Origin of the sequence: Streptomyces asoensis (assembly GCF_016860545.1) — a bacterium.
Taxonomy (GTDB): domain Bacteria; phylum Actinomycetota; class Actinomycetes; order Streptomycetales; family Streptomycetaceae; genus Streptomyces; species Streptomyces asoensis.
In genome coordinates, this window is the sequence record NZ_BNEB01000002.1 from 294392 (window position 1) to 305988 (window position 11597).

The following is an 11597-nucleotide window of genomic DNA, read 5'->3' on the forward strand; positions in this document are numbered from 1 at the left end:
TGAAGCAAAGCAGCCGCTCAGCCGTATAGGCAAAACGCCGATTCCTGCTCAACGAACTGACGAGCTCTCGTTGTTCCGGTGGGGGTACGGGCGGGGGTGTGCCGTCTTGCCGACCGGGCTCGGCAGCGAGTGTCCGAGCAGGATACGACGCACGTAGATGATCTGCGTGCCGCTCCCGACAACGCGGGTGGGCCGAACGGGTGAGCAAGCGGTGACGAACCGGTGCTCGGGGGCCACCCGTGTCGGCCCGTGCGCGGAGCGTGGCCGGAAGCCATCTCCCTGAGGCGCTGATACCCTGGTAGCCCGTGGACCGGTGGTCTCGAAGCCCCCGAACCGCACCTCCGAATCGCGACCACGGGAGCCCCCTCTTGGCCATGACGCCCAAATCCACGACGACCAAGCACATCTTCGTCACCGGGGGTGTCGCCTCCTCGCTCGGCAAGGGTCTGACGGCCTCCAGCCTCGGCATGCTGCTGAAGGCGCGCGGTCTGCGGGTCGTCATGCAGAAACTCGACCCGTACCTGAACGTCGATCCGGGCACGATGAACCCCTTCCAGCACGGTGAGGTGTTCGTCACCAACGACGGCGCCGAGACCGACCTCGACATCGGACACTACGAGCGCTTCCTCGACCGCGACTTGGACGGCTCCGCCAATGTCACTACAGGCCAGGTCTACAACACCGTGATCGCCAAGGAGCGGCGCGGCGAGTACCTGGGCGACACCGTGCAGGTCATCCCGCACATCACCAACGAGATCAAGCACCGCATCCGGCGTATGGCGACCGACGAGGTCGACGTCGTGATCACCGAGGTCGGCGGTACGGTCGGCGACATCGAGTCGCTGCCCTTCCTGGAGACGGTCCGCCAGGTCCGGCACGAGGTCGGCCGCGACAACGTGTTCGTGGTGCACATCTCGCTCCTGCCCTACATCGGTCCCTCGGGCGAGCTGAAGACCAAGCCCACCCAGCACTCCGTCGCCGCGCTGCGCAACATCGGTATCCAGCCGGACGCCATCGTGCTGCGCTGCGACCGCGAGGTGCCGACCGCGATCAAGCGCAAGATCTCGCTGATGTGCGACGTCGACGAGGACGCGGTGGTGGCCTGCCCCGACGCCCGGTCGATCTACGACATTCCGAAGACCGTGCACGGCGAGGGTCTGGACGCCTATGTCGTCCGCAAGCTGGACCTGCCGTTCCGCGACGTGGACTGGACGACCTGGGACGACCTGCTCGACCGCGTCCACAACCCCGACCACGAGATCACCCTGGCCCTGGTCGGCAAGTACATCGACCTGCCCGACGCCTACCTCTCGGTCACCGAGGCGCTGCGGGCCGGCGGCTTCGCCAACAAGGCCCGCGTGAAGATCAAGTGGGTCACGTCGGACGACTGCAAGACCCCGGCCGGCGCCAAGGCGCAGCTCGAGGACGTGGACGGCATCTGCATCCCGGGCGGCTTCGGCGACCGCGGTGTGCTCGGCAAGGTCGGCGCGATCCGCTACGCCCGCGAGAACCGCATCCCGCTGCTCGGTCTGTGCCTGGGCCTCCAGTGCATCGTGATCGAGGCCGCGCGCAACCTGGCCGACATCGGCGACGCCAACTCCACCGAGTTCGACCCGGCCACCGCCCACCCGGTCATCTCCACGATGGCCGAGCAGCTCGACATCGTGGCCGGCGAGGGCGACATGGGCGGCACGATGCGGCTCGGGATGTACCCGGCCAAGCTGGCCGAGGGCTCCATCGTGCGCGAGGTGTACGACGGCAAGGAGTACGTCGAGGAGCGGCACCGGCACCGTTACGAGGTGAACAACGCCTACCGGGCCGAGCTGGAGAAGAAGGCGGGCATCCTGTTCTCCGGCACCTCGCCGGACGGCAAGCTCGTGGAGTACGTGGAGTACCCGCGCGACGTCCACCCCTACCTGGTCGCCACCCAGGCGCACCCCGAGCTGCGTTCGCGGCCCACGCGTCCGCACCCGCTCTTCGCCGGTCTGGTGAAGGCGGCGGTGCGGCGGACCGTCGAGGCGGGGAAGAGTTCCGAGTAACACACCAGTTGTACGGTGGCCGGGGTGCAAACCTTCAAAGGTGGGCACCCCGGTTTTCGTTTGCGCACGTCGCACGTGGAAGGACGCATGGCATGACGATCGAGGACACCGCCGAGGCGTGGGAGATCCGGGCGAGCGAGACGCCCTTCGTCGGCAACAAGACCTCCGTCCGCACGGACGAGGTGGTCATGCCCGACGGCTCGGTGGCCCGCCGGGACTACCAGGTCCACCCGGGGTCCGTGGCCGTGCTGGCCCTCGACGACGAGGACCGAGTCCTGCTCATCAAGCAGTACCGCCACCCGGTGCGGCACAAGCTGTGGGAGATCCCGGCCGGTCTGCTCGACGTGCCCGGCGAGAACCCGCTGCACGCCGCCCAGCGCGAGCTGTACGAGGAGGCGCACGTCAAGGCCGAGGACTGGCGGGTGCTGACCGACGTCTACCCGACGGCCGGCGGTTGTGACGAGTCGGTGCGCATCTTCCTGGCCCGCGGTCTGTCCGAGGCCGACGGGGAGCGCTTCGAGGTGGCGGACGAGGAGGCCGACATGGAGCACGCGCGCGTGCCGGTCGGTGAACTCGTGCGGCGGGTGCTGGCGGGCGATGTGCACAGCAACTGCCTCGTCGTGGGGGTCCTCTCCCTGGTCGCCGCGCGGACCGGCGACGGACCGGACGCGCTGCGCCCGGCCGAGGCGCCCTGGCCGGCGCGCCCGTTCGAGGCCTGACGCCGCCCCGCACCCCTGGTCCGCGGGTGCCGCCCGGGCGGCACCCGTGCGCGCACCCCACACCCGTTCGTGAACCCTGGTGCGCGCATCACACCCCCGCCGGTGTGACGATCGGCTGATCCGATCGAGGGATTCCCGGCGGGGCCACCCTGCTCCTCCCGGAACGTCGCAGAGCGTGAACTAGGCTCGGGAATCGCCCGATCCGGAGTCCCGGCGGGCTTGCGCGCGCGGTGGGACGGGAGTGTGGCCCGTGACGGACCAGGCAGTGGACACAGACGGCGTGAAGCTGTCGGGACACGCTGCGACGGAGGGCCATTTCCTGGGCCGCACCCGGGAGTTGAAAGAACTGCGCGCCGACATCGAGCGCACCGGGCTGGACACCATCTCCGGGCGCAAGGCACCTCGCGCGCGCGTGCTCCTCATCGCCGGCCGGCCCGGCTCCGGGCGGACGGCGCTCGCCGAGGAACTCGTCCGGCAGGTCGCCGCCCGCTACCCCGACGGCGTGCTGCGTGCCCGGCTCGCCGAACCCGACGGCACACCCGTGCCGGTCGAGCGCGCCGCCCGTGACCTGCTCGCCGCGCTCGACGTGCCCGCTCCGGCCGGCGCCGACGAGGACGACCTCGCGGCCCTGCTGCGCCAGGCCCTCGCCGGGCGCCGCATGCTGCTCCTGCTCGACGACGCGGCGGGCGCCGAACAGGTCGACGCGCTGCTCCCGGACACCCCCGAGTGCCTGCTCGTCGCCGTGTCCGCAGGACCGCTCACCGGTATCGCCGACGTCCGCCCCTGCACCCTGGGCGGCCTGGACACCAAGTCCGGGCTCGACCTGCTGACCCGGTACACCGGCTCGGTCCGCATCACCGTCGACCCCCTCTCCGCCGAGGGGCTCGTGGAGGCCTGCCAGGGCCAGCCCGCCGCCCTGAACCTGGCCGGCGGCTGGCTCGCCGCCCGTCCCCAGGCGGCCGTCGCCGACCTCGCCAAACAGCTCCACGCGGAGAGCGACGAGGGCACCCCGCTCAGCCGGGTCTTCCGGCTCGTGCACGCGGCGCTGCCCGCCCCCGCCGCCCGGACGCTGCGCCTGCTCTGCCTCGCCCCGGCCGGCCTCGCGGACCCGCACACCGCCTCCGCGCTCGCGGGGTGCTCCGTGGACGCCGCCCGCACCACCCTGGACGGCCTCACCGCCCTGGGCCTCCTGCGGGCCGTGGACTCCCCGCTCCCGCAGTACGAGGTCCCCGGATGCCTGCACCCCCTGCTGCGCGCCGCCGCGGAGGCCCACGACCGCCCGGCCGAGCTCCGGCTGGCCCGTGCCCGCATGCTCGAGCGCACCGTACGGCTGCTCCAGTCCTGCCGGGCCATCACCGAGACCGACAACCCCCAGGCCCGCGAGAAGCTCCAGGGCACCCCGGCGGCCCTGCGCTTCCCCACCCCCCGGGCGGCCGCCGAGTGGCTGCGCGCGCGCCGGCCCGCCCTGCTCGCCTCGGCCCGGCTGGCGGTCGCCGACGGGGAGCTGGACACCCTGGCCAGGCGGCTGATGTCCCAGCTGGTCAGGGCGATGGTGGCGCACTTCGGCACCCAGGCGGCGGCGCCCGACCTGTACGGGGTCCACCAGCTCGTCCTCGACGTCGCCGAGCGCCGCGACCTGCCCCGCGAGAGGGCGGCTGCCCTGCTGAACCTGGCGGACGTCGACGCCAGGACCGGCCGTACGGCGGAGGCGCTGGCACGCTACCGGGCCGCGCTGGACGCCGGCCGTGCGGCGAACGACCCGTACGCGATCGGGCGCGCGATGGAGTCGGTGGGCGGCGCGCATCTCGAGCTCGAGGACTACGACCGGGCCGCCGACTGGTTCGGGCGCGCCCTGGCCCAGCGCCTGGCCCGTGACGAGCGCGCCGAGGCCGCCCGGCTCTACGGGCGCATCGCCACCGCGCACACCTACGCGGGCCGCTACGGCGAGGCCCAGCGGGCCTGGCGGGCCGCGGCCGCCGGACACCGCAAGAACGGCGACGTCGGCGCATACGCGCGCGCGTCGAGCGAGCTGGCCCGGGTCCAGGAGTACGCGGGGCGCCCCGAGGAGTCGCTGCGCACCTGCCAGGAGGCCGTGGAGTGGGCCCGGCGGGCCGAGGACACCCGGTTGCAGGCGGCCGTGCAGCTGAGGATGGCGGACACCCTGGAGCGCCTCGGCGACCCGGCGGCGGCCGGACTGCACCGGAGCGCGGCCGAGCGCATCCTGGGAGAGGAGATCCCGGACCGCGACGCGGAACCGCATCCGCGACCGGGTCCGCGACCGCGGGAGGAACAGGGCCCGCGACCCGGCCCGCGCGCGGGTGCGGATCCGGGGCCCCGGGCCGATCCGGCGCCGAAGGCGGCTCCGGAGCCCGATTCCGGGGCGAGTTCGGGGCCGCAGGCCGAGCCAGAACGGGCGGATCACCTGGAACATCGCGCTAACACCTGCGAAATCCGCAGTACACCTGCTGAAGATTGATGCAATGAAAGGCTAGACAGCGGGAACACCTTCATTAGACTGGCTCTGCCGCACGTTCTCCTGCGGTGCGTCCCGGTGTGCGCATTACCTCCGGGAATGTCTTTCTGTGCCCCCACACCACCCTCTGAGCCAAGGACCGTGATCCACGTGAAGGTCGGCATCCCCCGCGAGGTCAAGAACAACGAGTTCCGGGTGGCCATCACCCCCGCCGGAGTGCACGAGCTCGTGCGCCACGGCCACCAGGTCGTCGTCGAACGAGGCGCCGGTGTCGGCTCGTCCATCACGGACGAGGAGTACCTGGCCGCCGGCGCGCGGATCCTGGAGACCGCCGACGAGGTGTGGGCCACGGCCGACCTGCTGCTCAAGGTCAAGGAGCCCATCGCCGAGGAGTACCACCGCCTCCGCAAGGACCAGACGCTCTTCACCTACCTGCACCTGGCCGCGTCCAAGGAGTGCACCGACGCCCTCGTCGAGTCCGGCACCACGGCGATCGCCTACGAGACCGTGGAGCTGCCCGGTCGCGCGCTGCCGCTGCTCGCCCCGATGTCCGAGGTCGCGGGCCGGCTGGCCCCCCAGGTCGGCGCCTACCACCTGATGCGCGCCAACGGCGGCCGCGGTGTGCTGCCCGGCGGTGTGCCGGGCGTGCTGGCCGCCAAGGCCGTCGTCATCGGCGGCGGCGTCTCCGGCTGGAACGCCGCGCAGATCGCCATCGGCATGGGCTTCCACGTGACCCTGCTCGACAAGGACATCAACAAGCTCAAGGAAGCCGACAAGGTCTTCGGCACGAAGATCCAGACCGTCGTCTCCAACGCCTTCGAGCTGGAGAAGGCCTGCCTCGAGGCCGACCTCGTCATCGGCGCGGTCCTCATCCCGGGCGCCAAGGCCCCGAAGCTGGTCACCAACGAACTGGTGTCCCGGATGAAGCCCGGAAGTGTCCTTGTCGACATCGCGATCGACCAGGGCGGCTGCTTCGAGGACTCCCGTCCCACCACCCACGCGGAGCCGACCTTCCCGGTCCACAACTCGGTGTTCTACTGCGTCGCCAACATGCCCGGCGCGGTCCCCAACACCTCCACCTACGCGCTCACCAACGCCACGCTGCCCTACATCGTCGAACTCGCCGACAAGGGCTGGGTCGAGGCGCTGCGCCGCGACGCCGCACTGGCCAAGGGCCTCAACACCCATGACGGCAAGGTCGTTTACCGCGAGGTCGCGGAGGCGCACGGCCTGGAGCACGTGGAGCTCGACCAGCTGCTCGGCTGAGCCGCCGGGCCGAGCGGATCGGCCAAGTGACCCCCGCGGAAAAGGCGATACGTCAACACAGGTCGTCAACCCCGCACACCCGGCCGGACCTTGCCCGACAAGGTCCGGCCGGATGTGTGTATGGTCACTTTGCGGCTCTCGGTCAACTCGCCTCGAACGTAACCCTTGGACCGATTCGTACACCGGCGAAACCTGCCGTGCGACGGCCGTACGCCCTTGACAGCGGGATGTTTCATTGCCGACACATCGGGCCGGGTCCGGCGGATTGTGTTGCTGCGGACGCCCGACACGCCATAGAGTCGCCGACTGTCGGCATGGTGCCACGCTGACCTTGTCTAGAAGTTTCCTGGTCACCAAGGAGGTAAGACGACTTGTGAATGAGTCGACATTTGCTCCCGGGGGTGGTCAACCAGGAATGCCGACGCGGGCCCAGGTCTCCGCGGGGCCCGAGGCTGTCGGCTCCGTCGCTGTCCGAACCTTCGCAGCCCACCAGAGCCAGCGCAGCACCCATGTGGCTCTGTCAGCACACCAGAGCATGGATGGCCATCACGTGAACGCCATGGCCGGCGACGGAAGTGGCGCGCCCCGCAACCACTTCGCCGACTACGACGAACTGCCCGAAGGGCATTTCTACGACCCCGATGCCGAGTACGAGCCGGATCCGGAATACGCGGCCACGCTCGCGCCCGACGCCGCCCGACAGCGCCGTGAGCGCGTCGGACCGACCGGACGCCCGCTGCCGTACTTCCCGATCCCGGGCCCGCTGACCCAGCACGGCCCCGCGACGATCATCGCGATGTGCAACCAGAAGGGCGGCGTGGGCAAGACGACGTCGACCATCAACCTGGGTGCCGCGCTCGCGGAGTACGGCCGGCGCGTGCTGCTCGTGGACTTCGACCCGCAGGGCGCGCTGTCGGTCGGTCTCGGCGTCAATCCGATGGAGCTCGACCTCACCGTCTACAACCTGCTCATGGAGCGGGGCATGGCGGCGGACGAGGTGCTCCTGAAGACGGCGGTCCCCAACATGGACCTGCTGCCCAGCAACATCGACCTGTCCGCCGCCGAGGTGCAGCTCGTCTCCGAGGTCGCGCGCGAGTCCACGCTCCAGCGTGCGCTCAAGCCGCTGATGGACGACTACGACTACATCGTCATCGACTGCCAGCCCTCGCTCGGCCTGCTCACCGTGAACGCCCTCACCGCCGCCCACAAGGTGATAGTGCCGCTGGAGTGCGAGTTCTTCGCCCTCCGGGGTGTGGCGCTGCTGACCGAGACCATCGAGAAGGTCCAGGAACGGCTCAACCCGGAACTGGAACTCGACGGCATCCTCGCGACGATGTACGACTCGCGCACCGTCCACAGCCGTGAGGTGCTCGCGAGGGTCGTCGAGGCCTTCGACGACCACGTGTACCACACGGTCATCGGGCGCACGGTCCGCTTCCCGGAGACCACGGTCGCCGGTGAGCCGATCACCACGTACGCCTCCAACTCCGTCGGCGCCGCCGCCTACCGTCAGCTCGCCAGGGAGGTGCTCGCCCGGTGTCACGCCGAGTGAGTCTGCCGGGGGCCGACGAACTCTTCCGTACGACAGGGGGAACGGCGCTTCAGCCGTCCGCGCCCCGGCGCTCAGCCAACGGCGAGGCCCGGGTACCGGCGCCGGCCGGTGAGAGCGACGCGGTGGCGGGCGGCGGCGCGCAGGACGCGCCGCCGGCGGTGCCCGCGCAGGGCGGGGACGGCGAGGGCGCCGAGCACGTGGCGGCCGACGGGGGCCGGACCGACGCCGGGGAGTCCCGCACCCGGGGCGCGCCCGGGGACGGCGCCGAACGCCGGCCGGCCCAGCAGGAAGGTTCTGCCTCCGCCGACGCCCAGGCGCGCAAGCGCGGTCGGCAGGCGGCCCGCAGGCCCAGCGGCCGGGAACGGCACGACGAGAAGATCACGGTCTACGTCTCCGCCGAGGAGCTCATGGACCTGGAGCACGCCCGTCTGGTGCTCCGGGGCGAACACGGTCTGGCCGTGGACCGGGGGCGCATCGTCCGCGAGGCGGTCGCCGTGGTCCTCGCCGATCTGGAGAGCCGCGGGGACGCCAGCATCCTCGTACGACGACTTCGCGGACGCTAGCGGTAGCCTGCGGAGGCCATGACCTCGAACGACGCTTCCCCACCTGCTTCCGGCGGATCGGCCGGTCGCAGGCGTGCGCTGGGGCGCGGGCCGGGCTCGGCCCCGCCGTCTCCGGCCCCCTCGGCACCGGAGACGGCGTCACCCCCGGCCCCCGAGCCGCCCACGGCCCCCGGCCCACCCGCCGCGGCCGCCCCACCCGAGCCCCCCACCGCGCCGGAGGCGCCCACCGAGCCGGGGGCTCCTGCCGAACCCGAGGCGCCCGCCGACACCGCGAGGCCCGCCGCATCCGGCCTGCCCGCCGGGCCCGCCCCGCCCCTCGAAGCCGTGCCGCCCGCCGTGGCCGCGCCGGCCGCCGAGGCCGGGGCTCCTGTCGAGGCAGGCGGGGTGTTCAAGGTTCGGCTGGTCAACTTCGAGGGGCCCTTCGACCTGCTGCTCCAGCTGATCTCCAAGCACAAGCTGGACGTCACCGAGGTCGCGCTGTCCAAGGTCACCGACGAGTTCATGGCGCACATCCGGGCGATGGGCCCCGACTGGGACCTGGACCAGACGACCGAGTTCCTGGTCGTGGCCGCGACACTGCTCGACCTCAAGGCGGCCCGGCTGCTGCCCGCCGCCGAGGTGGAGGACGAGGCGGACCTGGCTCTCCTGGAGGCCCGTGACCTGCTGTTCGCCCGGCTCCTCCAGTACCGGGCCTACAAACGGGTCGCCGACATCTTCACGCAGCGGCTGGAGAGCGAGGCCCGGCGTTACCCCCGTACCGTCGGCCTCGAACCGCACCACGCGGAGCTGCTGCCCGAGGTCGTCATCAGCATCGGCCCGGAGGGGTTCGCCAGGCTCGCGGTCAAGGCGATGCAGCCCCGGGCCAAGCCCCAGGTGTACGTGGAGCACATCCACGCCCCGCTGGTGAGCGTGCAGGAACAGGCCGGGGTCGTCGTCGCGCGGCTCAGGGAGCTCGGCGAGGCCAGCTTCCGGACGCTGGTGGAGGACACCGACGACACCCTCACCGTCGTCGCTCGTTTCCTCGCGCTGCTGGAGCTGTACCGGGAGAAGGCCGTGGCGCTCGACCAGGAGACCGCGCTCGGGGAGCTGCTGGTGCGCTGGACCGGCGGGGAGGGGGCCGCCGAGCCCGTGGTCACGGACGAGTTCGACCGGCCGCCCGAGGAGCCCGACAAGGAGACGAAGCCATGAGCGAGGAGAGCGTCGCCGAACTCGACCTCAAGCCGGCCCTGGAGGCCGTCCTGATGGTCGTCGGCGAGCCCGCCACCGAGGAGCACCTCGCGAAGATCCTCCAGCGGCCCCGGCGCAGGATCGCGGACGCGCTGCGCGAGCTGGCCGACGAGTACACCGTGCAGGGGCGCGGCTTCGAGCTCAGGGTCGTCGCCGGAGGCTGGCGGTTCTACTCCCGCCCCGAGTACGCGGCGGCCGTCGAGGGCTTCGTGCTGGACGGGCAGCAGGCCCGCCTCACCCAGGCGGCGCTGGAGACCCTGGCGGTCGTCGCGTACCGCCAGCCGGTCAGCCGCAGCAGGGTCTCGGCGGTGCGCGGAGTGAACTGCGACGGTGTGATGCGCACCCTGCTCCAGCGCGGTCTGGTCGAGGAGGCGGGCGCGGAACCCGAAACAGGTGCGATCCTGTACGTGACGACGAACTACTTTCTGGAGCGGATGGGCCTGCGAGGCCTGGACGAGCTCCCGGAGCTCGCGCCGTTTCTCCCCGAGGCGGAGGCGATCGAGGCCGAGACGCTGGAAGCGGTTCCGTCGTTCGATCCGGACGCACCGGATGCAGACGCAGACGACACGACGACGACGGAACTTTGATGCGAAGCAGTGGCAGCGGCAGTGGCAGGAACAACGGGCGCGGCAGGCCCCGGGGCGCCGGTGGGGGCGGTTCCCAGCCCAGGGGCGGCTCGGGAGGGCGTGACGACCGTCCCCAGGGCGCGGGAGGCCGCGACGACAGGCCCAAGCGTCCCGGCAAGCCCCGCCCCGAGGAGCGCCGCTACGACGTGGGCCCCGGCGCCACCCACGAGGGCCCGAAGGCCGGGCGCGGCGGCGCGGCCCGCGGGGGCGCCAAGGGCGGCCCCAAGCAGGGCCAGCAGCGGGGCGGCCGCACCGAGCCCGCCCGCTCCCGTGAGTACGAGACGCGGGCCGAGGAGCGCAACCGGGACCGGTACGCGGGCAAGAAGGAAGTCCGGCTGCCCAAGACCTTCCCGGGCGCCGAGCAGGAGGGCGAGCGGCTCCAGAAGGTCCTCGCGCGCGCGGGCTACGGCTCCCGGCGGGCCTGCGAGGAGCTGATCGAGCAGGCGCGGGTCGAGGTCAACGGCGAGATCGTCCTGGAGCAGGGCAAGCGGGTCGATCCGGAGAAGGACGAGGTCAAGGTCGACGGCCTGACGGTCGCCACCCAGTCGTACCAGTTCTTCTCGCTGAACAAGCCGGCCGGCGTGGTCTCCACGATGGAGGACACCGAGGGCCGGCAGTGCCTCGGCGACTACGTCACCAACCGTGAGACCCGGCTGTTCCACGTCGGGCGGCTCGACACCGAGACCGAGGGTGTCATCCTGCTCACCAACCACGGCGAGCTGGCGCACCGGCTGACCCACCCCAAGTACGGCGTGAAGAAGGTCTACCTCGCGCACATCGTGGGCCCGATCCCGCGTGACCTGGGCAAGCAGCTCAAGGACGGCATCCAGCTGGAGGACGGGTACGCGAAGGCGGACCACTTCCGGGTCGTCGAGCAGACCGGCAAGAACTACCTGGTCGAGGTGACCCTGCACGAGGGCCGCAAGCACATCGTGCGCCGGATGCTGGCGGAGGCCGGCTTCCCGGTCGACAAGCTGGTCCGCGTCGCCTTCGGCCCGATCACCCTGGGCGACCAGAAGTCCGGCTGGCTGCGGCGGCTGTCCAACACCGAGGTCGGCATGCTCATGAAGGAAGTCGACCTCTAGGGGTTCAGGCCCTTGTGCGCGACCGCACCCCCTTTTTATAGTCGTAG

At 71.5% G+C, this 11597-nt stretch carries 9 protein-coding genes; all 9 read left to right on the forward strand.

What is annotated here, in order from left to right; translation table 11 throughout:
* The first annotated feature begins 374 nt into the window (after positions 1-374).
* Positions 375-2039 carry a CTP synthase gene (locus tag Saso_RS04465; protein WP_189927638.1) on the forward strand — a complete coding sequence of 555 codons (1665 nt, stop codon included), beginning with the start codon at positions 375-377 and terminating at the stop codon, positions 2037-2039.
* Positions 2040-2131: 92 nt separating this feature from the next.
* The gene (locus tag Saso_RS04470; RefSeq protein ID WP_189927637.1) at positions 2132-2758 is read left to right on the forward strand and encodes an NUDIX domain-containing protein; all 627 of its coding nucleotides are present in this window, start codon (positions 2132-2134) and stop codon (positions 2756-2758) included.
* 250 nt (positions 2759-3008) lie between these two features.
* Positions 3009-5234 carry a tetratricopeptide repeat protein gene (locus Saso_RS04475; RefSeq protein ID WP_189927636.1) on the forward strand — a complete coding sequence of 742 codons (2226 nt, stop codon included), beginning with the start codon at positions 3009-3011 and terminating at the stop codon, positions 5232-5234.
* Between the two features lie 138 nt (positions 5235-5372).
* Positions 5373-6497 carry an alanine dehydrogenase gene (gene ald / locus Saso_RS04480; RefSeq protein ID WP_189927635.1) on the forward strand — a complete coding sequence of 375 codons (1125 nt, stop codon included), beginning with the start codon at positions 5373-5375 and terminating at the stop codon, positions 6495-6497.
* 415 nt (positions 6498-6912) lie between these two features.
* Entirely contained in the window at positions 6913-8049 is a 1137-nt protein-coding gene (locus Saso_RS04485) for a ParA family protein (protein ID WP_189927634.1), read from the forward strand.
* A complete protein-coding gene (locus Saso_RS04490) occupies positions 8034-8612 on the forward strand; it encodes a hypothetical protein (RefSeq protein WP_189927633.1) in 579 nt (192 codons plus the stop codon). Before Saso_RS04485 ends, Saso_RS04490 begins: the two co-directional genes overlap by 16 nt.
* Before the next feature lie 18 nt (positions 8613-8630).
* Positions 8631-9800, forward strand: a complete 1170-nt coding sequence (locus tag Saso_RS04495; protein ID WP_189927632.1) for a segregation and condensation protein A — start codon at positions 8631-8633, stop codon at positions 9798-9800.
* Entirely contained in the window at positions 9797-10426 is a 630-nt protein-coding gene (gene scpB / locus Saso_RS04500) for an SMC-Scp complex subunit ScpB (RefSeq protein WP_189927631.1), read from the forward strand. Before Saso_RS04495 ends, scpB begins: the two co-directional genes overlap by 4 nt.
* The gene (locus tag Saso_RS04505; RefSeq protein ID WP_189927630.1) at positions 10426-11550 is read left to right on the forward strand and encodes a pseudouridine synthase; all 1125 of its coding nucleotides are present in this window, start codon (positions 10426-10428) and stop codon (positions 11548-11550) included. The genes scpB and Saso_RS04505 overlap by 1 nt, the downstream gene beginning before the upstream one ends.
* The last annotated feature ends 47 nt before the right edge of the window (positions 11551-11597 follow it).

Coding starts and splice junctions, on each gene's coding strand:
- Saso_RS04465 (WP_189927638.1), top strand. CDS start 375: ATGACGCCCAAATCCACGACGACCAAGCACATCTTCGTCACCGGGGGT.
- Saso_RS04485 (WP_189927634.1), top strand. CDS start 6,913: ATGCCGACGCGGGCCCAGGTCTCCGCGGGGCCCGAGGCTGTCGGCTCC.
- Saso_RS04505 (WP_189927630.1), top strand. CDS start 10,426: ATGCGAAGCAGTGGCAGCGGCAGTGGCAGGAACAACGGGCGCGGCAGG.
- Saso_RS04470 (WP_189927637.1), top strand. CDS start 2,132: ATGACGATCGAGGACACCGCCGAGGCGTGGGAGATCCGGGCGAGCGAG.
- scpB (WP_189927631.1), top strand. CDS start 9,797: ATGAGCGAGGAGAGCGTCGCCGAACTCGACCTCAAGCCGGCCCTGGAG.
- Saso_RS04495 (WP_189927632.1), top strand. CDS start 8,631: ATGACCTCGAACGACGCTTCCCCACCTGCTTCCGGCGGATCGGCCGGT.